Annotated in this window: 25 protein-coding genes; 16 read left to right on the top strand and 9 right to left on the bottom strand. The window is 71.2% G+C overall.

Going from position 1 to position 25,778, the window contains the following annotated elements; genetic code table 11:
• Nucleotides 1–185: 185 nt before the first annotated feature.
• Together ACWGI8_RS04340 and ACWGI8_RS04335 are read left to right on the top strand one after the other, a co-directional pair.
• On the top strand, nucleotides 186–1,850 hold the full coding sequence (locus ACWGI8_RS04340; protein ID WP_453658582.1) for a sensor histidine kinase: 1,665 nt from the start codon (nucleotides 186–188) through the stop codon (nucleotides 1,848–1,850).
• A 229-nt stretch (nucleotides 1,851–2,079) separates the two neighbouring features.
• A complete protein-coding gene (locus ACWGI8_RS04335; protein WP_453658578.1) occupies nucleotides 2,080–2,739 on the top strand; it encodes a response regulator transcription factor in 660 nt (219 codons plus the stop codon).
• A 206-nt stretch (nucleotides 2,740–2,945) separates the two neighbouring features.
• Here the strand turns inward: ACWGI8_RS04335 and ACWGI8_RS04330 are convergent, their stop codons facing one another.
• Nucleotides 2,946–3,557, bottom strand: a complete 612-nt coding sequence (locus ACWGI8_RS04330) for an FMN-dependent NADH-azoreductase (protein WP_453658577.1) — start codon at nucleotides 3,555–3,557, stop codon at nucleotides 2,946–2,948.
• 128 nt (nucleotides 3,558–3,685) lie between these two features.
• On the opposite strand from ACWGI8_RS04330, the gene ACWGI8_RS04325 reads away from it, so the two are divergent.
• The 4 genes from ACWGI8_RS04325 to ACWGI8_RS04310 all read left to right on the top strand — a co-directional run bounded on the left by ACWGI8_RS04325 (nucleotide 3,686) and on the right by ACWGI8_RS04310 (nucleotide 7,018).
• Nucleotides 3,686–4,042, top strand: a complete 357-nt coding sequence (locus tag ACWGI8_RS04325) for a winged helix-turn-helix transcriptional regulator (RefSeq protein WP_453658576.1) — start codon at nucleotides 3,686–3,688, stop codon at nucleotides 4,040–4,042.
• A 135-nt stretch (nucleotides 4,043–4,177) separates the two neighbouring features.
• Nucleotides 4,178–5,620, top strand: coding sequence for a DUF2252 domain-containing protein (locus tag ACWGI8_RS04320; protein WP_453658575.1), 1,443 nt, complete (start codon nucleotides 4,178–4,180; stop codon nucleotides 5,618–5,620).
• Nucleotides 5,621–5,678: 58 nt separating this feature from the next.
• Nucleotides 5,679–6,590 carry a J domain-containing protein gene (locus ACWGI8_RS04315; protein WP_453658574.1) on the top strand — a complete coding sequence of 304 codons (912 nt, stop codon included), beginning with the start codon at nucleotides 5,679–5,681 and terminating at the stop codon, nucleotides 6,588–6,590.
• 83 nt (nucleotides 6,591–6,673) lie between these two features.
• A complete protein-coding gene (locus ACWGI8_RS04310) occupies nucleotides 6,674–7,018 on the top strand; it encodes a rhodanese-like domain-containing protein (RefSeq protein WP_453658573.1) in 345 nt (114 codons plus the stop codon).
• A gap of 40 nt (nucleotides 7,019–7,058) precedes the next feature.
• On the opposite strand, the gene ACWGI8_RS04305 is transcribed toward ACWGI8_RS04310, so the two are convergent.
• The 6 genes from ACWGI8_RS04305 to paaA form a co-directional block, all read right to left on the bottom strand.
• Nucleotides 7,059–8,219, bottom strand: a complete 1,161-nt coding sequence (locus ACWGI8_RS04305; RefSeq protein WP_453658572.1) for an acyl-CoA dehydrogenase family protein — start codon at nucleotides 8,217–8,219, stop codon at nucleotides 7,059–7,061.
• A gap of 100 nt (nucleotides 8,220–8,319) precedes the next feature.
• Nucleotides 8,320–9,372 (bottom strand): 2Fe-2S iron-sulfur cluster-binding protein, encoded by a 1,053-nt coding sequence (locus ACWGI8_RS04300; RefSeq protein ID WP_453658571.1) that lies wholly within the window; start codon nucleotides 9,370–9,372, stop codon nucleotides 8,320–8,322.
• Nucleotides 9,373–9,867, bottom strand: coding sequence for a 1,2-phenylacetyl-CoA epoxidase subunit PaaD (paaD, locus tag ACWGI8_RS04295; RefSeq protein ID WP_453658570.1), 495 nt, complete (start codon nucleotides 9,865–9,867; stop codon nucleotides 9,373–9,375).
• On the bottom strand, nucleotides 9,861–10,562 hold the full coding sequence (gene paaC, locus ACWGI8_RS04290; protein ID WP_453658569.1) for a 1,2-phenylacetyl-CoA epoxidase subunit PaaC: 702 nt from the start codon (nucleotides 10,560–10,562) through the stop codon (nucleotides 9,861–9,863). Before paaC ends, paaD begins: the two co-directional genes overlap by 7 nt.
• Nucleotides 10,559–10,849: a 1,2-phenylacetyl-CoA epoxidase subunit PaaB gene (gene paaB / locus ACWGI8_RS04285; RefSeq protein WP_453658568.1), complete on the bottom strand. Its 291-nt coding sequence runs from the start codon at nucleotides 10,847–10,849 to the stop codon at nucleotides 10,559–10,561. The genes paaC and paaB overlap by 4 nt, the downstream gene beginning before the upstream one ends.
• On the bottom strand, nucleotides 10,846–11,835 hold the full coding sequence (gene paaA, locus ACWGI8_RS04280) for a 1,2-phenylacetyl-CoA epoxidase subunit PaaA (RefSeq protein ID WP_453658567.1): 990 nt from the start codon (nucleotides 11,833–11,835) through the stop codon (nucleotides 10,846–10,848). Before paaA ends, paaB begins: the two co-directional genes overlap by 4 nt.
• A 112-nt stretch (nucleotides 11,836–11,947) precedes the next feature.
• Between paaA and ACWGI8_RS04275 the strand changes: the two genes are divergently transcribed.
• The 3 genes from ACWGI8_RS04275 to ACWGI8_RS04265 are packed head-to-tail and all read left to right on the top strand — an operon-like array spanning nucleotide 11,948 to nucleotide 14,582.
• Nucleotides 11,948–12,748, top strand: a complete 801-nt coding sequence (locus ACWGI8_RS04275) for a DUF5819 family protein (RefSeq protein ID WP_453658566.1) — start codon at nucleotides 11,948–11,950, stop codon at nucleotides 12,746–12,748.
• The gene (locus tag ACWGI8_RS04270) at nucleotides 12,745–13,926 is read left to right on the top strand and encodes an HTTM domain-containing protein (protein ID WP_453658565.1); all 1,182 of its coding nucleotides are present in this window, start codon (nucleotides 12,745–12,747) and stop codon (nucleotides 13,924–13,926) included. The genes ACWGI8_RS04275 and ACWGI8_RS04270 overlap by 4 nt, the downstream gene beginning before the upstream one ends.
• Nucleotides 13,923–14,582 (top strand): TrmH family RNA methyltransferase, encoded by a 660-nt coding sequence (locus ACWGI8_RS04265; protein ID WP_453658564.1) that lies wholly within the window; start codon nucleotides 13,923–13,925, stop codon nucleotides 14,580–14,582. The genes ACWGI8_RS04270 and ACWGI8_RS04265 overlap by 4 nt, the downstream gene beginning before the upstream one ends.
• A gap of 176 nt (nucleotides 14,583–14,758) precedes the next feature.
• Here ACWGI8_RS04265 and paaN read toward each other — a convergent pair whose 3' ends face one another.
• Nucleotides 14,759–16,429: a phenylacetic acid degradation protein PaaN gene (gene paaN / locus ACWGI8_RS04260; protein ID WP_453658562.1), complete on the bottom strand. Its 1,671-nt coding sequence runs from the start codon at nucleotides 16,427–16,429 to the stop codon at nucleotides 14,759–14,761.
• A 124-nt stretch (nucleotides 16,430–16,553) separates the two neighbouring features.
• On the opposite strand from paaN, the gene ACWGI8_RS04255 reads away from it, so the two are divergent.
• Together ACWGI8_RS04255 and ACWGI8_RS04250 are read left to right on the top strand one after the other, a co-directional pair.
• Nucleotides 16,554–18,095 carry a 3-hydroxyacyl-CoA dehydrogenase gene (locus ACWGI8_RS04255; protein WP_453658560.1) on the top strand — a complete coding sequence of 514 codons (1,542 nt, stop codon included), beginning with the start codon at nucleotides 16,554–16,556 and terminating at the stop codon, nucleotides 18,093–18,095.
• A 5-nt stretch (nucleotides 18,096–18,100) separates the two neighbouring features.
• Nucleotides 18,101–18,694 (top strand): TetR/AcrR family transcriptional regulator, encoded by a 594-nt coding sequence (locus tag ACWGI8_RS04250; RefSeq protein WP_453658558.1) that lies wholly within the window; start codon nucleotides 18,101–18,103, stop codon nucleotides 18,692–18,694.
• Between the two features lie 86 nt (nucleotides 18,695–18,780).
• Here ACWGI8_RS04250 and ACWGI8_RS04245 read toward each other — a convergent pair whose 3' ends face one another.
• A complete protein-coding gene (locus ACWGI8_RS04245; protein ID WP_453658581.1) occupies nucleotides 18,781–19,296 on the bottom strand; it encodes an Lrp/AsnC family transcriptional regulator in 516 nt (171 codons plus the stop codon).
• A gap of 214 nt (nucleotides 19,297–19,510) precedes the next feature.
• Here ACWGI8_RS04245 and pdhA point away from each other — a divergent pair, with 214 nt between their 5' ends.
• Genes pdhA through ACWGI8_RS04220 form a run of 5 tightly spaced genes read left to right on the top strand, consistent with a single transcriptional unit; the run spans nucleotide 19,511 to nucleotide 25,769 of the window.
• Nucleotides 19,511–20,671: a pyruvate dehydrogenase (acetyl-transferring) E1 component subunit alpha gene (pdhA, locus tag ACWGI8_RS04240; protein WP_453658580.1), complete on the top strand. Its 1,161-nt coding sequence runs from the start codon at nucleotides 19,511–19,513 to the stop codon at nucleotides 20,669–20,671.
• Nucleotides 20,668–21,681 (top strand): alpha-ketoacid dehydrogenase subunit beta, encoded by a 1,014-nt coding sequence (locus tag ACWGI8_RS04235; RefSeq protein WP_453658556.1) that lies wholly within the window; start codon nucleotides 20,668–20,670, stop codon nucleotides 21,679–21,681. The genes pdhA and ACWGI8_RS04235 overlap by 4 nt, the downstream gene beginning before the upstream one ends.
• Nucleotides 21,681–23,219 carry a dihydrolipoamide acetyltransferase family protein gene (locus ACWGI8_RS04230; RefSeq protein ID WP_453658554.1) on the top strand — a complete coding sequence of 513 codons (1,539 nt, stop codon included), beginning with the start codon at nucleotides 21,681–21,683 and terminating at the stop codon, nucleotides 23,217–23,219. The genes ACWGI8_RS04235 and ACWGI8_RS04230 overlap by 1 nt, the downstream gene beginning before the upstream one ends.
• Nucleotides 23,220–23,274: 55 nt before the next feature.
• Nucleotides 23,275–24,219, top strand: a complete 945-nt coding sequence (locus tag ACWGI8_RS04225; protein WP_453658552.1) for an NTP transferase domain-containing protein — start codon at nucleotides 23,275–23,277, stop codon at nucleotides 24,217–24,219.
• A complete protein-coding gene (locus tag ACWGI8_RS04220; protein WP_453658550.1) occupies nucleotides 24,219–25,769 on the top strand; it encodes a molybdopterin molybdotransferase MoeA in 1,551 nt (516 codons plus the stop codon). The genes ACWGI8_RS04225 and ACWGI8_RS04220 overlap by 1 nt, the downstream gene beginning before the upstream one ends.
• Nucleotides 25,770–25,778 lie beyond the last annotated feature (9 nt).

Here is a 25,778-nt window from a genome sequence, read left to right as displayed (position 1 = left end):
GTTCGGTGCGCTTGTGCGTGGCGCCACGACCTTCGTTGCGTGGCGCCACGACCTTCGTTGGCCGGGGGCGCTACGAAAGTGGGCCGCGGGCGGCGCCGGTCACTGTCTAGGGTGCGGGCGTGGACGCGTCATCGAACATATGGGCTGGGGTACGGGCAGGACTGCGGTGGCTTGCCCCGCCGGGGATGTGGTCCCGGCGCAGGATCGCGGGCGAGACCGTCCTCGCGCTCCTCCTGGGGCTCATCGGCGCCGGGCTGGCCGATGTGCTGGGGGCCACCGGGTGGGCCGCGCTCGGCGAGGGCGCCGCGACGGCCCTGCTGTCGCTGCTGCGGCGCAGGCTGCCCGCGAGCGTCCTGGTGGTGACCTCCGGGCTGGCGCCGGTGTGCTACGGGTTGCTGCCACTGATGTTGCTCGTCGGCTGGTCGGCCGGCCGGCGGATCGCGGGCGCGGGCCGAGCACTGATCGCGTTCAGCGTCGCGTACGCGCTCCACATCGCCGTCACGCTCATCAGCGAGTGGCCGCCGCACATCCCCATGATCATCGTCCTGTTCACCACGCTCGCCTTCCTGGCGACGACGGTCGTGCCCGGTCTGGCCAGCCGCTACTGGACGCAGCGCAGGACCCTGCTGCAGACCCTTCAGGAGCGCAACACCCAACTGCTCCGTGAACGCGCCATGGTGGCCGGGCAGGCGCGGCTGCGCGAGCGGCAGCGGATCGCCCAGGACATGCACGACAGCCTCGGGCATCAGCTGGCGCTCATCTCCGTGCACACCGGCGCTCTGGAGGTCGACCGTGAGCTGACCTCCCACCAGCGGGAGGCGGTCGGGGTGCTCCGCGAGGCCTCGGTGACCGCGATGCACGAACTGCGCGAGGTCGTAGGGATCCTCAGGGACGGGGTGGAGGCGCCCGCGCCCGTGGACGAGTCGGGGCGTGCCGCGCGCGGGACAGCCGGGATCGAGGGGCTTGTCGAGGCGGCCCGGGCCGCGGGCACCATGGTGGAGCTGCGGCGTACGGGAGAGGGCAGGCCGCTCGCGGCGGCAGCCGACCATGCGGCGTACCGCATCGCCCAGGAGGCGCTCACCAACGCGTACAAGCATGCGCCCGGCGCTGCCATCACCGTGGAGCTGCGGTACGAGCCCGACTCCTTCGTCGTCGAAATCGTCAACGAGCCTGCGTCCGCCGGTGGCGTGGGCGAGGTCGTCAGCGGCGGCCAGGGGCTGACGGGCCTGCACGAGCGCGCTCGGCTGGTCGGCGGCATGGTGCACGCGGGGCCGGCCTCAGGTGGCGGATTCCGGGTGGCGGGCGTGCTGCCCTACGGCGTCGTGGAGGCCGCGCGCCCCCTGGGTGCCGAGCCCTTCGTCGATCAGACGGACGACTTCCGGCAGCAGTCGGCGGTGGTCCCGCTCGGGAACGGTGTTCCGGTCATGGACTGGACCCTTTCGGAGAAGGAGTTGGCGATGGGCGGCAGGATCGGGACCCGGAGCAGGAGCGGCGGGATTGCGCTGGGGTGCGGCATCGCGGTGGCAGCTCTGGTGCTACTGGTCGTGGTGGGTGTCTTGGGGGTGTTCTTCCTGATGGGTTCCATGAACGACGCGATCATCGACCCCGGCAAGTACGAAGCGGTCGAGGTCGGCATGTCGGAGAAGGCCGTACGCGACAAGCTGCCGAGCGGCGACTCGATGGCGACGGCGGGGCTGTACGACAAGGGGCCGAAGAAGCCGGAAGGATCGCGGTGCCTGGTGCTGATGTCGTCCGAGACGGGAGACAGCCTGGAGGAGGAGCCGGTGTTCCGGTTCTGCTTCAAGGACGGCAAGCTGATCGAGAAGAAGTCGTACAGCGTGAAGCGTTAGCGACGTGGAGCGCTGACGACGTGACGTGCCGGCGATGTGAAGTGCTGGGCCGGCGCTCGGTCTTGGGCTTGGCCGTGGGCCGGGCAGTGAACCGGTCCACGGCCCGGGTGGTGGGCCGGTCCACGGCCCGGGTAGTGGGCTGGGGCGTGCGCCCGGCAGAATGCCAGGCCCGGGCGCCGCGGTGTCGCCTCGGGTGGGAGCAAGTACTGAGGATGCAGAGGGAGTTCCTGTGACCGGTTCGCCGATCCGGGTCGTGATCGCCGACGACGAGCCGCTGATCCGCGCCGGCATCCGGATGATCCTCACCTCCGACCGGGAGATCGAAGTGGTGGCGGAGGCGGCGAACGGCCGCGAGGCCGTCGACCTGGCTCGGTCGCACAGTGCGGACGTGGTGCTGCTCGACATACAGATGCCGGTCATGGACGGTCTCACCGCGCTGCCGGAGCTGCGCCGAGCGGTGCCGGCGACACGGGTGATCATCCTCACGACCTTCGGCGAGCGGGAGAACGTGCTGAGGGCGCTGGAGCACGGCGGTGCCGGGTTCCTGCTCAAGGACACCGCGCCCGCGGAGCTGATCCGCGCGGTGCGGGCGGCGGCCGCCGGAGACGCCTATCTGTCGCCCGGCGCCACCCGGCATGTGGTGGACCAACTGGCCTCGGGGCGGGCGGCGGCGCGTGGCGAGGAAGCCAGGGCGAGGGTGACGGCGCTGAGTGAACGGGAGCGGGACGTGCTGGCGCTGCTCGGCGAGGGGCTGTCCAACGCGGACGCGGGGCGGCGGCTGCACATGAGCGAGGCCACGGTGAAGACCTATGTGAGCCGGATCCTGGCCAAGCTGGAGTGCGAGAACAGAGTGCAGGCGGCGTTGCTGGCGCGGGACGCGGGGCTGTAGCGGCGCCGGGTCCGGCGCGGCCCTGGCTGCGACGGCCACTGGCTGTGGTTGTGGGCGTGGCTGCGCCGTGGGCGTGGCTGTGGCTTTGGGGCTGGGCTGGGCCGTGCCGGGCTGGGGCGCGGGCTCTTGGTCGTACGCTGCGATGTTTCACGTGGAACATCGACGGCGGAGGGGCAGGGACGGCTGAGCCGCCCCCGCCGTAGCCGTCACGCGGCGAGTCGTGCCGCCAGTTCCTTGGCCTTCTGCGTGGCCTCTTCGAACGCCTTGGTGCGGGACGCCTCTGCGAGCGGGATCAGCTGGGCCATCTCCGGCTTGGTCGGGGCGAGCGTCAGCTCGGGAACGATGAAGTCGACCTCGGCGCCGAGCATGCCGGTGAAGACCTTCTCCAGGTAGTTCTGGACGAACTCGAAGTCCTCACGCGGAGTGCCGGGGGCGTACGAGCCCCCACGGCTGGCGACCACGGTGACCGGGGTGCCCGCCACAGGCCCGTCCGGGCCCGCGTTGTGGCCCACGATGATCACCTGGTCAAGCCACGCCTTGAGCGTGGAGGGGATCGTGAAGTTGTACATGGGTGCCCCGATCAGTACGGCGTCGGCCGCGGCGAGTTCGGTGGCGAGCTCGGCGCGGAGCGCGTTGCCCGCTCCTGCGGAGACCGCGGCGAAGTCCAGGTGGGGCAGCGGGTTCGCGGCCAGATCGCGGTAGACGACCTTGCCCTCCGGGTGCTCCTCCAGCCAGGCCTTCACAAAGGCGGCGGTGACGTCGCGCGATGCGGAGCCCTGGGGGAAGACGGCGGAGTCGATGTGCAGCAGCGTGGCCATGAGTTTCTCCATGAGGGGGCGGGCGGCGAATGGAGGGCGCACCCGTGGATAGGTTCCGTGCGTAACTACAAATACCATAGGTACTTACTTTTCCTCACCCCCTCACGGGATGGCAGTACTCTGGATCCATGGCTGAACACGGGGAGCACACGTGCAAGAAGGTCGACGGGGGGATCACGCGCGTCTTCGGGCTGTTCGGCAAGCGCTGGACCGGGCTCATCGTGGCCGTGCTGATGCAGCGGCCCGTGTACTTCGCGGAGCTGCGACGGGCGATCCCGGGCATCAGTGAGCGCATGCTCTCCGACCGGCTGACCGAGCTCGGCGCGGCCGGGCTGGTCGTGCGGGAGGTCGACGAGGGGCCGCCTCTGCGTGTCGCCTACCGCCTGACGGAGGCCGGTGCGGCGCTGGAACCCGCGCTCAAGGAGCTGGGGCGCTGGGCGGAGGCGTATCTGCCGGACGGTGTGCGCGGCGGCGGAGCGTGCTGACCTGACCGGACGCGGCTCTCGACCTGTTGGGGCGGGGTGTTCGCGAGGTTATCCACAGGGGGAGACGGCTGCCGGGCTGGACGGTACGGTCATGGGCGGTTGATGTTGTACGGCGACGGGGGAGGCGGTCCCGCCATGGGTGAGGTGGAAGCGGTCATGCCGGTCCAGCGGACGGCTTCGGGAGACGTGCGCGTTCCGGAGGTCCCTGGCTTCGCCCCGCGCATCGCGGGCACGGTGCCGGACTCGCCGAAGGAGGCCGGCAAGGCGCTGCGGGACCGGGTGCCGCGCTCGTCGCACGATTCGCTGGTGATGCCGGCGGGGCGGCCGGACGCGGTGCGGGCCGTGGAGGAGTCCAGCCGCGGCCGGGTACCCGAGCTCGCGCCGATCCGGGTGGGACGGATGGCTGCGACCCCCTTCGCCTTTCTGCGCGGCGCTGCCGGGCTGATGGCACACGATCTGGTGGGCACGCCGGTCACCGGCGTCCCGGCGCAGATCTGCGGCGACGCGCACGCGGCGAACTTCGGCCTTTACGGCGACGCGCGCGGACGCCTTGTGATCGATCTGAACGACTTCGACGAGACCGTGACCGGGCCGTGGGAGTGGGACCTCAAGCGGCTCGCCACCTCGATCGTGCTGGCGGGGCGCGAGGCGGGCGCCGACGAGGAGACCTGCCGCAAGGCCGCGTTCGACGTGGCCGGGGCGTACCGGCGGACCATGCGCCTGCTGGCCAAGCTCCCGGTCCTGGACGCGTGGAACGCGATCGCGGACGAGGAGCTCGTCTCCCACACGGACGCACGGGACCTCCTCGGCACGCTGGAGCGGGTCTCGGAGAAGGCCCGCAGCAACACGAGCGCGCGGTTCGCCGCCAAGTCGACCGAGGCCGGGCCGGACGGGGGCCGCCGGTTCGTGGACGCCCCGCCCGTGCTGCGCCGGGTGCCGGACGCGGAGGCGGCCGCTGTCGCGTCGTCGCTCGGCTCGTATCTGGAGACCCTCTCCGAGGACCGGCTGCCGCTCCTCGCCCGGTACGCGATCCACGATGTGGCGTTCCGCGTCGTCGGCACCGGAAGCGTGGGGACCCGGTCCTATGTGGTGCTGCTGATAGACCACCGGGGCGAGCCTCTTGTGCTCCAGGTGAAGGAGGCGCGGGCGTCCGCTCTGCTGCCGTATCTGAAGGCCGCCGGCTTCGACGCATCCGAGGTGGAGCACGAGGGACGCCGCGTGGTGCTGGGGCAGAAGCGGATGCAGGTCGTCAGCGACATCCTGCTGGGCTGGACGACGGTGGAGGGCCGGCCCTTCCAGGTGCGGCAGTTCAGGAACCGCAAGGGCAGCGTCGACCCGACAGCCCTCGCGGCCGACCATGTGGACGACTACGCACGCATGACGGGCGCGCTGCTGGCCCGCGCGCACGCGCACAGTGTCGATCCTCGGCTGGTCGCCGGCTACTGCGGGAAGAACGAAGAGCTGGACGAGGCCGTGGCGGGCTTCGCCGTGGTGTACGCGGACCGTACGGAGGCGGACCACGCGGAGCTGGTGGCGGCCGTGCGCAGCGGTCGGATAGCCGCCGAGCTCGGGGTGTGACGGGCTTGAGGCCCGGCCGCCCGCCGGGGCGGCCGAGCCTCTGCCATACGCTGGGCAGGTGACCCAGGACGCTCCCGGGGGCCCGACGACCCGGAACGACGACGAGCAGGACGACCACCGCGTGGACGAGCAGAACGTGCAGGGCGCGCAGAACACGCAGGGTTCGCATGGCGTGCGGGATGCGTCGGCGGGCGGTGAGCGCCCCGAGGCGCGGCTGGAGAAGGCCGTGCGCGCGGCGGAGCAGGCGCTGATCGAGTTCGAGATCGCGGTGGAGACCTTCCGGGTCGAGGTGGAGAACTTCTCCCGCCTGCATCACCAGAAGCTCGGCCCGATGTACTCCCGGCTGGACGAGCTGGACGCCCTGATCGCGGAGGCCCGCGCGGCAAGGAGCGGCGACCCGGAGGACCTGCGCAAGGCGCAGGAAGCCCGGGCCATCGTGATGCCGATGCCCGGCGTCGAGGAGCTCTTCCACAGCTGGATCGATTCGGACGGCCTCTCGGCCGAGGCCGCCGCGATGCTGACCGACCGGGCCGTGCAGCCGCCGAAGCGGGTGCGGCCCACCGAGGAGGTCCGCAAGCTCTACCGTGAGCTCGCCCGCAAGGCCCACCCGGACCTGGCGCAGGACGAGAAGGAGCGGCAGCGCCGGGAGGAGTTCATCACCCGGGTGAACGCCGCGTACGGTCGAGGGGACGAGGCCTTGCTGCGGGAGCTGTCGCAGGAGTGGGATGCCGGACCGGTGCCGCAGGAGCCCCGGCTCAGCGAGAGCGAGGAGCTCTACGCCCGCCTTGAGTGGCTGGCGCAGCGCAAGGAGCTGCTGACCGTGGTCGCCCGGGAGCTGGAGGAGAGTGCGATCGGCGCGATGCTGCGGATGGCGCCCGACGACCCGGACCGGCTGTTGGAGGAGATCGCCGAGCAGCTGCTGGCGCAGGTCGCGGAGCGTGAGTCCGAGCTCGCCGGACTGGTGGAGTAGGTTTCCAGGGAGGTTCCGCACGCGCCTCGCGCGTGCGGAAGGGCACGAGACAGCCACGACAGGTACGAGAGAAGGCCAGACCCATGAATTTCGCCCCACTGCCCTCGGTGGACGTCGCGTCCGTGCCGGCCGACGGTCTGGTGCTCGACGTCCGGGAGGACGACGAGTGGGCGGCCGGTCATGTCGAGGGTGCGCTGCACGTTCCGATCAGCGATTTCGTCGCCCGCTTCGGTCAGGTCACCGAGGCCGTGGCCGAGGGTCGGCGCGCCTATGTGATGTGCCGGGTCGGCGGCCGGTCCGCCCAGGTCACCCAGTATCTGGTCCAGCAGGGCATCGACGCTGTGAACATCGACGGCGGGATGCAGGCCTGGGACGCCGCCGGACGCCCGATGGTCACGGAGGACGGCAGCCCGGCGTTCGTCCTGTAGCTCCCGCGCCTGAGTGAGGGCGCTGCGGCGCCCGGGGCCGTCAGCCCAGGGGATGGGCGGCGAGCAGGTCCCCCAGGGCCTCCTCGTGGGCCGCGGCCGGACCGAGTGAGAGCTCCAGTTGCTTGGCCCAGGCGTGGTACCGGTGCAGGGGGTAGTCGGTGTCCGCGCCGAATCCGCCGTGCAGATGCTGCGCGGTCTGGACGACCCGGCGCACGCCTTCGGACGCCCAGATCTTCGCCACCGCCACATCGCCGGACACGGGCAGCCCGCTCCCTGTCGCCGTGCCCTGCTGCTGGGAGACGCTCAGCCGCCAGGCGGCCTGCCAGAGGGTGGCCTCCATGGCGCGCAGATCGATATAGCGGTCGGCGGCCTGCACGGCGACGGCCTGGAAGGTCGCGACGGGGAAGCCGAACTGCTCGCGCTTGCCCGTGTATTCACTCGTCATCGCCAGCACGCGTTCACCAAGGCCGAGGGCGAGGGCACAGGTGCCGGTGGCGAGCAGTCCCCGCAGCCACTCCCAGGCTCCCTCGACGTCGATCAGCTCGGGGCCGTCGATGCGTACAGCGTCGAGCCGGACTTCCGCGAACAGTTCGCCGTTGGTGGAGATCTGCTCGGCGAAACCGACCCCGTCCAGGCCGCGAGGGACCAGGGCGACCACTGCGCGGCCGTCCTCGGCGTGGGCGGGCACCGCGATCCGGTCCGCGCTCTGTGCCCAGGGCACCCCGGTCTGGACTCCGTCGAGGGTCCAGGCGGTGCCGTCGCCGGGCTCGCGGCGGGCGGTGACGGCACGCTCGGCAGGGTCGTGGCCGGTGCGGCCGTTGGCGCCGACGGTCAGCACCAGTTCGCCGCGGCCGACCCGGGGGAGAATGCCGGCGCTCAGCTCCGCGCTGCCGTAGCGCTGTACGGCCATCGCGACCGCGCTGGTCTCCAGGAGCGGCACTCGGGCCAGCACCTTCGCCGATTCGCGCAGCACCAGGCAGAGTGCGATGGGGTCCAGGCCCGCCCCGCCGTGCTCCGGTGCGAGCACCAGGCTCAGCAGGTCGGCGTCCGTGAGCCTCGCCCACAGCGGCCGGTCGAAGTCCTCGGCCACCGCGCCCTGGGTGAGCGCGGGGCTCGGCACTCCGTCGGGCGCGACGCCCGAGAAGACCGCCTGAGCCGCCTCGACGGCCGCCTGCTGCTCCTCGGTGAAGGTGAAGTCCACAGCCCTGTCCTCCCACGCACCGGCACCTGACGGGTCGTCAAGATAGAACAGGTTCTATCGGAAGGGAATGGTGCCGACGGCGCGGAGCGGAACAGTGCTGTCAGCGGTCGAAGTCCAGCTCCACCTCGGACGTCACCGGATGCGACTGGCAGGCCAGCACATAGCCCGCCTCCGTCTCCTCCCGCTCCAGGGCGAAATTGCGGTCCATTCGCACGTCTCCCGAGACCAGGAATGCCCGGCAGGTCCCGCACACCCCTCCCTTGCAGGCGTACGGCGCGTCGGAGCGGGCCCGTAGGACCGTCTCCAGCAGCGACTCCCCTTCCTGCACCGGCCATTTGCCCGAGCGGCCGTCCAGCGTCGCCGTCAGCGTGCTGTGCGCGGGCGCGGCGACGGGGGCCGGAGCCGGTGCGCTGTCCACATGGAAGATCTCCTCATGGATACGGCTCCGGTCGACGCCCAGCTCGCGCAGCGCCCGCTCGGCGCCCTGGACCAGACCGAACGGCCCGCAGAGGAACCAGCCGTCCACCTCCGGTACCGGAAGCAGCGCGGGCACCAGAGACGTCAGCCACTCCTGGTCGAGCCGGCCGGACGGCAGACCCGCCTGCTGCTCTTCCCGGGAGAGCACCGTGACCAGCTGAAAACGGTCCGGGTAGCGGTCCTTGAGGTCGGCCACATCGTCCAGGAACATCGTCGAGGCCGCGGTGCGGTCGCTGCGGATCAGACAGAACCTGGCCTCCGGCTCCCGCGCCAGCAGCGTCGCCGCGATCGACAGCACCGGCGTGATTCCGCTGCCACCGACGATCGCCGCGAAGTGCCCGGCGCGCGGCTCCAGGACGAACCGGCCCATCGGCTGCATGACCTCGACCGTGTCCCCGACCGAGAGCTCCTTGAGCGCGTATGTCGAGAACTCGCCGCCGTCGACCAGCCGGATACCCACGCGCAGCACAGGATCCTCGCCGGCAGGGGCGGCCGGTGCGCAGATCGAGTACGTACGCCGGATCTCCTCGCCGTTCGCCCCCGTCCGGCGGATGGCGATGTGCTGGCCGGGCGTATGGCGGAAGGCGTCGCGCAGCTCGGCGGGGACCGCGAGGGTGACGGCCACCGAATCGTCCGTCAGTCGCTCGACCTCGCTGACCCGGAGCGGATGGAACATCTACAACTCCTTGAAGTGGTCGAACGGTTCGCGGCAGGCCGTACAGCGGCGCAGTGCCTTGCACGCGGTGGAGGAGAACCGGCTCAGCAACTCCGTGTCCGTGGAGCCGCAGTGCGGGCAGCGCACGGTGAGAGTGAGCGGGACCGGCCCTTCCGTGCCGCCCGGGCGGGGCGGGGCTATCCCGAACTCCGTGAGCTTGCGCCGTCCCTCCGCGCTGATGTCGTCCGTCGACCAGGCGGGGGAGAGCACTTTGACCACAGACACTTCCGGTATGCCGTGGTCGTGCAGCACCCGCTCGATGTCCGAGGACATGGCCTCGATGGCGGGGCAGCCGGTGTATGTAGGGGTGAGCTCGACCTCGACCCTGCCGGGTCCGAGTATCTGCACTCCGCGGAGCACGCCGAGCTCCTCCAGAGTCAGCACGGGCAGCTCGGGGTCGGGCACGGACCCGGCCAGCCTGCGCAGCTCGGCTTCCAGCAGTGTGTCGGTCACCATGACGCCCCCGGGTGGCTACGGTGCAGATGCTGCATCTCGGCCAGCATGCGCCCGAACGGCTCCGTGTGCAGTCCCTGCCGGCCGGCACCCGCCGACCAGGCTCCGGTGTCCGCCGTGTCCGGAACGGTCAGCGTGGCGCGCTCCAGTACGGCGGTGACCGACTCCAGCCAGCCTGCCCGCAGCGCCTGCCAGTCCACCTCCAGGCCTTCCACCGGCTGGAACATCTCGCCGGTGAACCGCCACAGTGCGTCACAGGCCCGCTGCATCCGCTCATGGCTCTCGGCCGTGCCGTCGCCCAGCCGCAGGGTCCACTGCTCGGCGTGGTCCTGGTGGTAGGCGACTTCCTTGACCGCCTTCGCCGCCAGACCCGCGAATTCGCTGTCGCCCGTCGCGAGCGAGCCGAACAGCAGCCGCTGGAAGGTGGAGAAGTAGAGCTGGCGGGCGATCGTGTGGGCGAAGTCGCCGTTCGGCTGCTCGACCAGCTGGAGGTTGCGGAAGGCCCGCTCCTCGCGGAGGTAGGCCAGCTCGTCCTCGTCGCCGACGAGGGAGAGCAGCGTCCTTGCCTGTCCCAGCAGGTCGAGGGCGATATTGGCCAGGGCGACCTCTTCCTCCAGGACCGGGGCGTGCCCGGCCCACTCCCCCAGCCGGTGCGAGAGAACCAGTGCGTCGTCGCCCAGTGCGAGTGCGGCGGTCACAGGTGCTTCACTCCTTCCGGGATGTCGTAGAAGGTCGGGTGCCGGTACGGCTTGTCGGCGGACGGCTCGAAGAACGGGTCCTTCTCGTCCGGGGACGAAGCGGTGATCGCCGCGGAGGGCACCACCCAGATGGAGATGCCTTCATTGCGCCGGGTGTAGAGGTCGCGGGCATTGCGCAGGGCCATCTCGGCGTCCGGCGCGTGCAGGCTGCCCGCGTGGGTGTGGGACAGTCCGCGGCGGGAGCGCACGAACACCTCCCACAGCGGCCAGTCGGTCGAGCTGCTCATGCCGTCGCCTCCACCTGCGCCTCGTCGCGCTTCTCGTTCGACACGGTCTTCGCGGCATATGCCGCGGCCGCTTCACGGATCCAGGCGCCTTCCTCGTGGGCCTGGCGCCGCTGGGTGATCCGCTGTTCGTTGCACGGGCCGTTGCCCTTCAGGACCTGCCAGAACTCGTCCCAGTCGATCGCGCCGAAGTCGTAGTGACCGCGCTCCTCGTTCCATCGCAGATCCGGGTCCGGCAGGGTCAGCCCCAGGGCCTCCGCCTGCGGGACGCAGATGTCGACGAAGCGCTGGCGCAGCTCGTCGTTCGAATGCCGCTTGATCTTCCAGGCCATGGACTGCGCCGAGTGGGCCGATGCGTCGTCCGGTGGGCCGAACATCATCAGGGACGGCCACCACCACCGGTCCACCGCGTCCTGTGCCATCTCGTGCTGCGCGGGGGTGCCCTGCGAGAGGGCGAGCAGCAGCTCGTACCCCTGGCGCTGGTGGAAGGACTCCTCCTTGCAGATCCGGACCATCGCGCGGGCGTACGGACCGTAGGAGCAACGGCAGAGCGGCACCTGGTTGGTGATCGCGGCGCCGTCGACCAGCCAGCCGATGGCGCCGACGTCGGCCCAGGTCAGCGTCGGGTAGTTGAAGATCGACGAGTACTTCTGGCGGCCGGAGTGGAGCTTGTCCAGCAGCTCGTCGCGGCCGGCTCCCAGCGTCTCCGTGGCGCTGTACAGATACAGGCCGTGGCCCGCCTCGTCCTGCACCTTGGCCATGAGGATGGCCTTACGGCGCAGGGAAGGCGCGCGCGTGATCCAGTTCGCCTCGGGCTGCATGCCGATGATCTCGGAATGCGCATGCTGCGCCATCTGGCGGATCAGCGATGCGCGGTAGTCATCGGGCATCCAGTCGCGAGGCTCGATGCGCTCGTCGGCGGCCACGGCGGCATCGAACCGCGCCTGGTGCGTCATAGCCGCAGTCGTCTCTGCAGTCACTGCCGTCATCGGGCCCCCTACCGACCGATCGTTCGGTTGAATGACTTCAATGGTGAGTCGACGGCCCGTAAGGTGTCAACCCTGTGGATAACCGCGGTGGACCAATGGGGATCGGGGCGGGATGGACTCGTACGACGACGAGGGCGCCAAGCGCGTCGAGGCGGCTTCGGCTGCCGGGTCCGGAGAGATACGCGAAACGGGCGGGACTGACGGGACCGACGGGGCGGACGAGGCAGGTGCCAGGGGCGGAATAGAGAGCCTCTCCCTGCCTTACCAGGTGGTGGCCGCGGTCGCCCTCGCGCTCGTCGGAGTCCTCGCCTGCATCCACCTGGCCATGGTCTTTCTGCACGTCGCGCCCTCGAACACCATGACCAAGCAGCACGGCAAGTTCGTCGACGGCTGGATCTACCCCGAGTTCGAGCAGAACTGGAAGCTCTTCGCCCCCAACCCGCTGCAGCAGAACATCGCCGTGCAGGTGCGCGCCGAGGTCGCCGGCGATGACGGCAGCCGCAGGACCACCAAATGGATCGACCTCTCGGCCGAGGACGGCGAGGCGATCCGCGGCAATCTCCTCCCCAGCCATGTCAACCAGAACGAGCTGCGCCGCGGCTGGGACTTCTATGCCAACTCGCACACCGACGACAACAAGCCCAATGGTCTGAGGGGTCAGCTCTCCGAGCGCTACATCCGCCGCATCGTGATGCTGCGCCTGGAGAATCATGGCCTCGGCGGCCGCGTCGAGCGCATCCAGCTCCGCTCCGCCACGCGCTCCGTGCACGCACCGGTGTGGAGCGAGGAGAAGACGGACACCCGGCCGTTCTACCGGGTGCTCCCCTGGTGGACGGTGACCTCCGCGGACCTGCCACTCGGCGCGCGGAACAGCACGGCGGCAGGCTCCGGCAGCACGGAGGCGGGCAAGTGACCCAGACCCTCGACCGCAGGCTGGCAGGCGCCATCCAGCGCGTGACCTCGACGGCCCTCGGCCCGTACCAGAGCGCCGTCGTACGCATCGGCTTCTCCGCCACCTGGCTGTTCTTCCTGCTGCGTGAGTTCCCCCACCGCCGGGAGCTCTACGGACCCGAGGGCCCGTGGGGCTGGGACATGGCCCAGCAGCTGATCGCCGGCAACCACGCCTTCACCGCGCTGATGTGGTCCGACAGCGTGGTCTGGTTCGAGGCCGTGTACGCCGTCGCCGTGCTCTCCAGCGCGCTGCTGATGCTCGGCTGGCGTACCCGCGCCATGTCGGTCCTGTTCATGGTCGGTGTGCTGTCGCTGCAGAACCGGTCCATCTTCATGGGCGACGGCGGCGACAACGTGATCCATCTGATGGCGATCTACCTGGTCTTCACTCGCTGTGGTCAGGTGTGGTCCCTGGACTCCCGGCGCTCGGCGCGTGGTGCGGCACGGGACTGGGCGGGGCCGGTGCTGTGGTCGGGCCTCGGCGTACTCCTCCTCGTGGGGACGGTCCTGGACCGGATCGGCAGCGAGTGCTGGATTCCCCTCCTGCTCTGGGCGGTGTGGGTCTTCCACGGTGTCTGGTGGGCGGTCGATCGTCACGCGCCGCAGAGCGAGCCGCGAAGGCTGCTCGACGTTCTCGCCAACCTCATCCACAATGCCGCGCTCGTGGTGATCATGGCCGAGGTCTGTCTGATCTACGCCACGGCCGGCTGGTACAAGATCCAGGGCTCGCGCTGGCAGGACGGCAGCGCCCTGTACTACCCGCTCAAGCTCGACTACTTCACGCCATGGCCCGCGCTCTCCGACATCCTGGGTGCCAGCGGTCTGATCGTCATGGTGCTGACGTACGGCACGGTCATCGTGCAGGTCGCCTTCCCGTTCACGCTGTTCAACCGGAAGGTCAAGAACGTCCTGCTGGTGGCGATGATGCTGGAGCACGCCGGAATCGCCCTGCTGCTCGGTCTGCCGTTCTTCTCGCTCGCGATGATCGCCGCCGACTCGGTCTTCCTGCCGACCTCCTTCCTGCGCCGGCTCGGGGGCTGGGCGGCACGGGGCCGGGACCGCGTGCTCTCACGTCCGGCACGGGTCCCCGAGCAGCGCGGCGCGCCCGAGGACCAGGACACCCGTACCCTCGTCGGGTGAGCAGCGTGACCCAGGAACCCGTTCAGTACGACGACGGCTACGGCCCCGAGATCGGCGTCGGCCCCCATCCGCGCCCCTGGCCGGAGGGCGGTCACTACGACCCCGAGCTGCTCGCCGACGGGGACCGGCGCAATGTCGTCGACCGGTACCGGTACTGGACGCGGGAGGCGATCGTCGCCGATCTGGACACCCGGCGGCATGACTTCCATGTGGCCGTGGAGAACTGGGGCCACGACTTCAACATCGGCTCCGTCGTCCGGACGGCCAACGCCTTCCTGGCGAAGGAGATCCACATCGTGGGGCGGCGGCGCTGGAACCGGCGGGGTGCGATGGTCACCGACCGGTACCAGCATGTACGCCACCACCCGGACACGGAGTCGCTGACCGCCTGGGCGGCGGCCGAGCAGCTGCCGATCATCGGGATCGACAATCTGCCGGGCGCCGTACCGCTGGAGCGGACCGTGCTGCCCAGGCGGTGTCTGCTCCTCTTCGGACAGGAGGGCCCCGGGCTGACCGAAGAGGCGCGCGAGCACGCCTCGATGGTGTGCTCGATCGCCCAGTTCGGCTCGACCCGCTCCATCAACGCGGGGGCGGCTGCCGCGATCGCGATGCACGCGTGGGTGCAGCGGTACGCGGACGTGCCGGCGGCGCTGTAAACCAAGCGGTGAATCCCGCGGCGTCCGGGGCGGGGATTCTCTCCCTTGCCCCGACCGCCCTCATATCTGGGGTCTTCACCCCGGAACCCCGCGCTCCGGCGTCCCCTGTGCCCTGCGGGGTGCAGGGGACGCCCAGTGCAGCGGGCGCTCTCAGGCGCCGGCCGCGGTCCGCGGGGTCATGCCTGGCGGCGGACCTCCACCACACGGAAGCGGTTCGAGACGAAGGCGCCGTCGCACAGCGCCGCGTTCGCCGCCGGGTTGCCGCCGGAACCGTGGAAGTCGGAGAAGGCCGCCGTCTGGTTCACATAGACCCCGCCCGTCAGGTTCAGCGAGAGCTGCGCGGACTCCTCCAGGCAGACCTCCTCGACAGCCCGCTCGGTCTCCGCCGAGGTCGTGTAGGCGCCGACGGTCATCGCGCCCTTGTCGCGCACCGTGCGGCGCAGCAGCTCCACCGCGTCGGCCGTCGAGTCGACCGCGACCGCGAACGACACCGGGCCGAAGCACTCCGACATGTACGACGCCTCGTCGTCGGGCTTGGCGCCGTCCAGCTTCACGATCACCGGTGTGCGCACCACGGCGTCCGGGAACTCCGGGTTGACGACCTCGCGTGAGGGCAGGGCCACCTCGCCCAGACCGGCCGCCTCCTCCAGCCGGGCCTTCACATCGGGGTTGACCAGGGCGCCCAGCAGCGCGTTCGCCCTGGCGTCGTCGCCGAGCAGGCCGCCCACCGAGGCGGCGAGGTCGGCCACCACCTCGTCGTAAGACTTCTGGCCGTCGTCCGTGGCGATGCCGTCGCGCGGGATCAGCAGATTCTGCGGGGTGGTGCACATCTGGCCGCTGTACAGGGAGAGAGAGAAGGCCAGGTTGGCCAGCATTCCCTTGTAGTTGTCGGTGGAGTCGACCACCACCGTGTTGACACCGGCCTTCTCGGTGTAGACCTGCGCCTGGCGGGCATTGGCCTCCAGCCAGTCTCCGAAGGCGGTGGAGCCCGTGTAGTCGATGATCTTGATCTCGGGGCGGACGGCGAGGGTCTTCGCGATGCCTTCACCCGGGCGCTCGGCGGCCAGCGCCACCAGGTTGGGATCGAAGCCCGCCTCGCCCAGCACCTCGCGCGCGACCCGCACCGTCAGTGCCAGGGGCAGGACCGCACGGGGGTGCGGCTTGACGAGGACCGGGTTGCCGGTGGCCAGAGAGGCGAACAGGCCCGGATACCCGTTCCACGTCGGGAACGTGTTGCAGCCGATCAGGAGCGAGATACCGCGCGGCGCGGCGGTGAAGGCCTTCCGCAGCTCCAGAGGGTCGCGCTTGCCCTGGGGCTTGGACCAGTCGGCCGCCTGCGGGGTGCGCGTCTGCTCCTCGTAGGCGTACGCCACCGCCTCCAGGCCACGGTCCTGGGCGTGCGGGCCGCCCGCCTGGAACGCCATCATGAAGGCCTGGCCGCTCGTGTGCATGACAGCATGCGCGAACTCATGAGTGCGCGCGCTGATCCGCGACAGGATCTCAATGCAGACCAAGGCGCGGGTCTCGGGGCCCGCCTCGCGCCAGGCCGCCATGCCCGCGCGCATCGCGGGCAGCAGGACGTCGATGTCCGGGTGCGGATACTCGATGCCGAGCTCCGGGCCGTAAGGCGACACTTCGCCGCCGGTCCAGCCGTCGGTGCCGGGCTGGTCGAGCTCGAAACGGGTGCCGAGCAGGGCCTGGTACGCCGCGAGGCCGTCGGAGGCGCTCTGGGAGCCCCCCTCGCCGTACGCCTTCGGATGCTCAGGATGCGGTGACCAGTACGCCCGCGAGCGGATCGCTTCGAGGGCCTGGTCGAGCGTCGGCCGGTGGGTCTCGGTCAGCTGCATGAAAGACCAACTCCTCGATGAGCTGGGCAGGGGAACGCGGACAGAGTTAGAGTAACCGAACGATCGGTCGGGACAAGGGGGGTCCGCGGAACCTGTGGACAAGTCATAGGGGAGGATCACAGCCATGACCGTCACCGATGCCACCACTGGCACCAGCGGCACCAACGCCATCGCGCCGAGTCGTACCGTCGCCGTCGTCGGCGCCGGGACCATGGGCCAGGGCATCGCGCAGGTCGCGCTGCTCGCCGGCCATCGTGTGCGCCTCTACGACGTGGTCCCCGAGCAGGTGGAAGCGGCCGCCGGTGCGATCCTCGCCCGACTGGAGAGGCTGGTCGAGAAGGGGCGGCTGGCCGAGGACGCGCGCGACGCGGCGGCGCTGCGGCTGGAGCGGACGACCGACCTCGCGCAGCTCGCCGACAGCGCGCTCGTCATCGAGGCGATCGTTGAACAACTCCCCGTCAAGCAGGAGCTCTTCGGCGCACTGGAGAAGACCGTCGCCGACGACTGCATCCTCGCCACCAACACCTCCTCCCTCTCCGTCACCGCCATCGCGGGCGCCCTGCGCCGGCCCGGCCGATTCGTCGGACTGCACTTCTTCAATCCCGCCCCGCTGCTCCCCCTGGTCGAGGTCGTCAGTGGATTTGCCACCGACGCGGACGTGGCCACGCGCGCGTACGCGACGGCGAAGGCCTGGGGGAAGACCCCGGTGCGCTGCACCGACACCCCGGGTTTCATCGTCAACCGCATAGCCAGGCCCTTCTACGCGGAGGCCTTCGCCGTCTACGAGGAACGCGGCGCCGATCCCGCCACCATCGATGCGGTCCTGCGCGAGTGCGGCGGCTTCAAGATGGGCGCGTTCGAGCTGACCGACCTGATCGGTCAGGACGTCAACGAGGCGGTCACCCGCTCCGTGTGGGAGGCGTTCTTCCAGAGCGCGAAGTTCACGCCGTCCCTCGCCCAGCGCCGTCTGGTGGAGTCGGGCCGCCTCGGCCGCAAGTCGGGCCGGGGCTGGTTCTCGTACGAGGAGGGGGCCGAGCGTCCTGAGCCGCATACCGCTCCGGCGACCGAGCCGCCCTCGCACATCACCGTCGAGGGCGACCTGGGCCCGGCCGGGGAGCTGCTCGCGATGTGCCGCGAGGCCGGCATCACCGTGCGTGAGGAGGAGGAAGACCGGGGGACCCGCATCCTGCTGCCGAGCGGCGGGCAGCTGGCGCTCGCCGACGGTCAGACGTCCGCCGAGTTCCGCGATGTCGTCTACTTCGACCTGGCGCTCGACTACCGGGCGGCGACCCGGATCGCGCTGTCCGCGTCCGAGGTCACCGAGTGGGAGACGCTACGGCAGTCGATCGGCCTGTTCCAGGCTCTCGGCAAGAGCGTCAGTGTCATCGGCGACGTACCGGGCATGATCGTCGCGCGTACGGTCGCGATGCTGGTGGACGTGGCGGCCGACGCCGTCGCCAAGGGTGTCGCGTCCGCCGAGGACATCGACACGGCGATGCGGCTCGGCGTCAACTATCCGATCGGCCCGGTCGAGTGGGGCCGCAAGCTTGGCCGCGCCTGGGCGCACGAGCTGCTCGACGAACTCCACGCGCGCGTGCCCACCGGCCGCTATGCGCCATCCCTGGGGCTCTACCGCCTGACGTACGTCGAGATGAAGGGCGAGTAGGTCCTATGACGACCGCCAAGCGCGACACGTACACCCCCGAGACGCTGCTGTCCGTCGCCGTCCAGGTCTTCAATGACCGCGGCTACGACGGCACCTCCATGGAGCACCTCTCCAAGGCCGCAGGGATCTCCAAGTCGTCGATATACCACCATGTGGCGGGCAAGGAGGAGCTGCTGCGGCGCGCGGTCAGCCGGGCGCTCGACGGGCTCTTCGGGATTCTCGACGAGCCGGGCGCGGTGCGTGGGCGGGCCATGGAACGGGTCGAGTACGTGACCCGGCGCACCGTCGAGGTGCTGATCGCCGAGCTGCCCTACGTGACGCTGCTGCTCCGGGTGCGGGGCAACACCCGGACCGAGCGCTGGGCCATGGAGCGACGCCGCGAGTTCGACCACCGCGTCGCCGATCTGCTGAAGGCCGCCGCCGCGGAAGGCGATCTTCGCGCCGACATGGACATGCGGCTCGCGACCCGGTTGCTCTTCGGCATGGTCAACTCCCTGGTGGAGTGGTACCGGCCGCAGGCCGGCAGCGGATATGACCGGGACCAGGTCGCCGACGCGGTCGTACGGCTCGCCTTCGACGGGCTCCGCACCAGCCACTGAGGCGGGCTCCGCACCGGCCACTGAGGCGGGCTGCGCACCTGTCCTGACCCCTGTACCTGTATCCGTACCGGACCCGGCCGACCCGCTCAGCGGGTCGGATCCGGGTCCAGGTCCGTCTCCTCGAAGACCAGCAGCGTGCGTGTGGAGAGCACCTCGGGGATCGACTGGAGCTTGGTCAGGACGAGCTCGCGCAGTGTGCGGTTGTCCGGCGTGTGGACCAGCAGCAGGACGTCGAAATCGCCGCTGACCAGGGCGATGTGGGCAGCTCCAGGCAGCGCTTGAAGTTGTTCGCGCACCGTCCGCCAGGAGTTCTGCACGATCTTGAGCGTGATGTACGCCGAGGCGCCGTGCCCGGCGCGCTCGTGATTCACGCGGGCGCTGAAGCCGCGGATCACTCCGTCGTCGATGAGCCGGTTGATCCGGGCGTACGCGTTGGCGCGCGAGACATGCACCCGCTCCGCCACGGAGCGTATCGAGGCGCGACCGTCCGTCTGAAGGATGCGGAGGATGTCGCGGTCGATCGCGTCCAGTGTCCGCGGCGGGGGGCCGTGCCCGGCCCCGGGCACGGCTTCGTACACGGTGCGGTCCCCGTCATCGGCCATTTGTTCAGCTGTCACGTCCCCCCGCCTCTCTGACATGGACGACCTGTTCCTATCCCAGGCTGTGGAGAACCGTTTGTCCACAGGCTGAAGGTGCCTGTAGCCAAAATGCGCCCACGACCGAACAATCGGTAGGTGAGGCGCCTCACACTCAGCGCCCTTCATGGGTCCTTATGCCCGCTCCCACGAGGAGGTGCTCGCGTTGAAGAAGAGCAGCATGACGGTCCAGGAGCGGCCGGGTGCGGCCTACAGGCCCACCCCGCCCCCTGCCTGGAAGCCGCGCACCGACCCTGCGCCGCTGCTCCCCGACCCGGAGCCGTACCGGGTCCTCGGCACCGACGCCGCGGCCGGGGCCGACCCCGAGCTGCTTCTGCGGCTGTACGCGGAGCTGGTCCGCGGCCGCAGGTACAACGCGCAGGCGACCGCACTCACCAAGCAGGGCAGGCTCGCCGTCTACCCGTCGAGCACCGGCCAGGAGGCGTGCGAGGTCGCCGCCGCGCTCGCCCTGGAGGAGCGCGACTGGCTCTTCCCCAGTTACCGGGACACCCTCGCGGCCGTGGCCCGCGGCCTCGACCCCGTCCAGGCACTGACGCTGCTGCGCGGCGACTGGCACACCGGCTACGACCCGCGCGAGCACCGCATAGCGCCGCTCTGCACGCCGCTCGCCACCCAGTTGCCGCACGCCGTGGGCCTGGCGCACGCCGCGCGCCTCAAGGGCGACGACGTCGTCGCGCTCGCCATGGTCGGCGACGGCGGCACCAGCGAGGGCGACTTCCACGAGGCGCTCAATTTCGCCGCCGTATGGCAGGCCCCGGTCGTCTTCCTCGTACAGAACAACGGCTTCGCGATCTCTGTCCCGCTCGCCAAGCAGACCGCAGCGCCCTCGCTCGCGCACAAGGCGGTCGGCTACGGAATGCCCGGACGCCTCGTCGACGGGAACGACGCGGTGGCGGTGCACGAGGTGCTGACCGAGGCGGTCGCGCGGGCGCGGCGAGGCGGCGGCCCGACCCTCGTCGAAGCCATCACCTACCGCATCGACGCGCACACCAACGCCGATGACGCCACCCGGTACCGGGGCGACAGCGAGGTCGACGCCTGGCGCGAGCACGACCCGATCCGGCTGCTGGAGCAGGAGCTGACCGGGCGCGGGCTGCTCGACGAGGACACCGTACGGGCGGCCGGCGAGGCCGCCGAGACGATGGCCGCACAGCTGAGGGAGCGGATGAACGCGGATCCGGTGCTCGACCCGATGGACCTGTTCGCGCATGTCTACGCCGAGCAGACCACCCAACTGCGTGAGCAGGCGGCACAGTTGCGCGCCGAGCTGGACGCCGAGGATGCCCACGGCGGCCACAGCGCGGAGGGTGACGCACGATGAGCACGGCAACCGTCAGGCCGTCCAAGCCCGCCACGATGGCGCAGGCTTTGCAGCGCGCGATGCGCGACGCGATGGCCGAGGACCCGTCCGTCCACGTCATGGGCGAGGACGTCGGCACGCTCGGCGGTGTTTTCCGGGTCACGGACGGTCTCGCCAAGGAGTTCGGCGAGGACCGCTGTACGGACACACCGCTGGCCGAGGCGGGGATCCTCGGGACGGCCATCGGCATGGCGATGTACGGGTTGCGCCCCGTCGTCGAGATGCAGTTCGACGCCTTCGCCTACCCCGCCTTCGAGCAGCTGATCAGCCATGTCGCCCGGATGCGGAACCGCACGCGCGGCGCGATGCCGCTTCCGATCACCGTGCGCGTGCCGTACGGCGGCGGGATCGGCGGAGTCGAGCACCACAGCGACTCCTCCGAGGCGTACTACATCGCGACTCCGGGGCTCCATGTCGTCGCGCCGGCCACGGTCGAGGACGCGTACGGGCTGCTGCGGGCCGCGATCGCCTCCGACGACCCCGTCATCTTCCTGGAGCCGAAGCGGCTGTACTGGTCGAAGGCCGACTGGTCGCCGGAAGCTCCGGCCGCCGTGGAGCCGATAGGACGCGCGGTGGTGCGGCGCCCGGGGCACAGTGCCACGCTCATTACGTACGGGCCGTCCCTGCCGGTCTGTCTGGAGGCCGCCGAGGCCGCGCAGGCCGAGGGCTGGGACCTTGAAGTCGTCGATCTGCGCTCCCTCGTGCCCTTCGACGACGAGACGGTGTCCGCGTCGGTGCGGCGCACCGGCCGGGCGGTCGTCGTCCATGAGTCGACCGGGTTCGGCGGGCCGGGCGGGGAGATAGCCGCGCGGGTCACCGAGCGCTGCTTCCACCACCTGGAGGCGCCGGTGCTGAGAGTTGCCGGCTTCGACATCCCGTATCCGCCGCCGATGCTGGAACGTCACCATCTGCCGGGTGTGGACCGGGTACTGGACGCCGTGGCGCGGCTGCAGTGGGAGGCGGAGAGCTGATGGCCCAGGTGCTCGAATTCAAGCTGCCGGACCTAGGTGAAGGCCTCACCGAGGCGGAGATCGTGCGGTGGCTGGTCGCCGTGGGCGATGTCGTCGCGATCGACCAGCCGGTCGTCGAGGTCGAGACGGCCAAGGCGATGGTGGAGGTGCCCTGCCCCTACGCGGGCGTGGTGACCGCGCGCTTCGGTGAAGAGGGCACGGAGCTGCCCGTCGGGGCTCCCTTGCTCACCGTCGCGGTGGGTCCGGCGGAGCCGGTGCCCGGGCCCTCCGGGACGACGTCGTCGACGTCCGGGGCGACCGGGGCGGCCGGGGAAGAGTCGTCCGGCAATGTGCTCGTCGGCTACGGCACGGGTGCGCCGGCGGCGCGCCGCCGTCGGATCCGGCCGTCCGCGCTGTCGGGCGCCGCGCCCGCCGCCGCCGGTCCTGTGGGCGCGGCGAACGGGGCGACCGCCCCGTCACCCGCCGCGTCCGGCGCGGACCCGCGGACCGGGGCGGCGTCGTCGGACACGGCCGCCTTCGCGGGCCATGAGCCCGCCTGGGACAGCGCTGTGGAGAGCCCGGCGCCCGATGCGCCGCGCGGTGGTGCGGTGTGGAGCGCTGCCGTCGCTCAGCCGACCGGGCGTGCCGCCGAAGGTCCCGTGGCGGTGATTTCGCCACTGGTGCGGCGGCTGGCCAGGGAGAACGGCGTCGATCTTCGCGAGCTGCAGGGGTCGGGCCCCGACGGACTGATCCTGCGCGCAGACGTGGAGCACGCGGTCCGGGCCCTTGCCTCCGCCGCCGGGCCGCAGCAGGTCGCGCCGCAGCCGGTCGTGCCCGCTTCGGCGCCCGCCGCAGTGCCCGTCACGGCAGGCGTCGAGCGGATCCCGCTGCGCGGGGTTCGCGGGGCCGTCGCCGAGAAGCTGTCCCGCAGCCGGCGCGAGATACCGGACGCGACCTGCTGGGTGGACGCCGACGCGACCGAGCTCATGGCCGCGCGCCGGGCGATGAACGCCGCGGGCGGGCCGAAGATCTCGCTCCTCGCGCTGCTGGCCCGGATCTGCACGGCCGCGCTCGCCCGCCATCCCGAGCTCAACTCCACGGTGGACCTGGACGCCAGGGAGATCGTGCGGCTGCCAGAGGTGCATCTCGGCTTCGCGGCCCAGACCGACCGCGGCCTGGTCGTTCCCGTGGTCCGGGACGCGCACGGCCGCACGGCCGAGTCGCTCACCGAGGAGTTCGCGCGGCTGACCGACAAGGCCCGGCAGGGCAGCCTCACACCCGCGGACCTCACCGGCGGCACGTTCACCCTGAACAACTACGGGGTGTTCGGCGTCGACGGGTCCACGCCGATCATCAACCACCCGGAGGCGGCGATGCTCGGGGTCGGCCGTATCGTGCCGAAGCCCTGGGTGCATGAGGGCGAGCTCGCGGTCCGGCAGGTCGTGCAGCTCTCGCTCACCTTCGACCACCGGGTGTGCGACGGCGGCACGGCGGGCGGTTTCCTCCGGTACGTGGCCGACTGCGTCGAGAGTCCCGCTGTGCTGTTGCGCACGCTGTAGCTCCTGCCGGTTCTCCGTCGGTTCCGTATGGGTGATCGCGGCCCATACTTCTGGAGTGACTGCGGATGCGGAGTACGACGCGATCGTGCTCGCCGGAGGTGCTGCCAAGCGTCTCGGCGGGGCGGACAAGCCTGGAGTGAGCGTCGGCGGGCGGGCGCTGCTCGACCGGGTGCTCACGGTGTGCCGCGGCGCCGGCCGCACCGTTGTGGTCGGCGGCCGGCGGGCGACCGCGCGCCCGGTTCTCTGGGCGCGCGAGACCCCGTCCGGCGGTGGGCCGCTCGCCGCGCTCGACGCCGGGCTGCGGCAGACGTCGGCGCCCACCGTTCTCGTGCTCTCCGCCGACCTTCCCTTTCTCGGGGAGGGGACGGTGCGGCAGCTGCTCGACGCGCTGGGCACGGGTGAGCAGGAGGCGGCGCTGCTCACCGACGCCGAGGGCCGCGACCAGCCGCTCGTCGCTGCCTACCGGGCCGAGCCGCTGCGCCGGGAGATGGCCCTGATCGCCGCCGAGTACGGCAGCCTCGCGGGGCTGCCGCTGCGGTTGCTCACGCAGGAGCTCGACCTCGACCGGATCCCCGCGGAGCCGCTGGCCGCCTTCGACTGCGACACCTGGGAGGACATCGCCGCCGCCCGGGCGCGTATCAGGGAGCATGGAAACGTGCTGGACGAATGGATCACCGCAGTCAAGGACGAACTCGGCATCGACCTCGACGTCGACACCGGCGTACTGCTCGACCTGGCCCGGGACGCCGCCCACGGTGTAGCCCGGCCCGCCGCGCCGCTCACCACCTTCCTGGTCGGCTATGCGGCGGCCAAGGCGGGCGGCGACGGCGTCCAGGCCGTGGCCGAGGCGGCCCGCAAGGCCACGGCGCTCGCCGCGCGCTGGGCCGCAGAGGCCGCAGAGGCCGCAGAGGCCGCAGCGGCCGACGAGGCCGCCGGCAGCGGGCAGGGGAAGGCCGAAGGGCCCGCCGACCCAGGCCCGAACGACGAGGCGGGCACCTGATGTCAACGTGGGAGCGTGGACTCGACGCTCCGGGTGTCGCCGTGCGGGGCCACGGACCGGACGCTCCGGGTGCCGCCGGACACGGCGACACTCTCGACCGTTCGGGCGCTGCCGGGTACGGCGGCGGACTCGACGTGCCGGGCGGTGCCGCAGAGGCTGGTGCGGGTCCGGCGGACAACGGTCGCGCTGAGGCCGGTACCAGTCCGGCGGACAACGGTCGCGCAGAAGCCGCGGCGACGCCCTCAGGTGCCGCTGACGCTGACGACGGCGTCGAGGACGCGCTCGCCCTGGTGGGGCGGCAGCCGGGCTGGTCATCGGGCTCCGGGGACGGAAACCCGTCGGCAGCCGGTCAGGGACGCCCGCCCGCCGAACGGCACCCTGCCGCACCCTGGGGCAAGGCTCGTGCGCTCGCCGCGCGTGCCGGCCGTGCCACCGCGCTCCGTACCCGCCGCGATCCCCTCGACGGGGCGCTCGGACGGGCGCTCGCCGCGCCGCTCGCCGCGCTCACCGATCTGCCGTCCTTCGACACTTCCGCCATGGACGGCTGGGCAGTCGCCGGACCCGGCCCCTGGACCGTGGAGAGCAGCGACAGCGGCATCCTCGCCGGACACGGCGAGCCGGAGCCGCTCGCCGACGGCACGGCCGTACGGATTGCCACCGGCGCCCGGATCCCGCCCGGCGCCACCGCCGTGATCCGCAGTGAGCACTCCCGCACCGACGACAGCGGCCACCTCCACGCACAGCGCCAGGTGACCCACGGTCAGGACATCAGACCGCGCGGCCAGGAGTGCCGCTCCGGCGACCAACTCCTCCCCGCCGGAACGCTGGTGACCCCCGCCGTGCTCGGACTCGCCGCGGCCGCCGGCTACGACGCGTTGCACACGCTCATGCGACCGAGCGTCGAAGTGCTCGTACTGGGCGATGAACTGCTCACGGAGGGACTGCCCCAGGACGGTCTGATCCGCGACGCCCTCGGGCCGATGATCGGTCCCTGGCTGAGGGCGCTCGGCGCCGACGTTGTCGCCACCCGACGGATCGGTGACGATGCCGACGCGCTGCACCGGGCCGTCACGAACTCCGAGGCCGACCTCGTCATCACCACGGGCGGCACGGCCGCCGGGCCCGTCGACCATGTCCATCCGGTGCTCCGCAAGACGGGCGCCGAGCTACTGGTCGACGGTGTCGCCGTGCGCCCAGGGCATCCGATGCTGCTGGCCAGGCTCGCGCCCGGCCGGCACCTGGTGGGACTGCCAGGGAATCCGCTCGCTGCCGTCTCGGGGCTGCTCACACTCGCCGAGCCGCTGCTGCGCGAGAGGTCCGGGCGGGCAACCCCGGCCCCTTATCGCGCGTCCCTACGGGACGAGGTGCATGGTCATCCGTATGACACCCGGCTCGTGCCCGTGGTGCGTCGTGGCGACAGGCTCGTACCGCTGCACTACAACGGTCCGGCCATGCTTCGGGGCATCGCGGCCGCGCACGCTCTCGCCGTCGTTCCGCCTGGCGGGGCGCGCTCCGGAGACGAGCTGGAGGTCCTCGATCTGCCCTGGTAGCCGACCACC

This window comes from Streptomyces sp. NPDC054841 (genome assembly GCF_053611045.1).
This window is presented reverse-complemented; position numbering and strand designations above follow the sequence as displayed.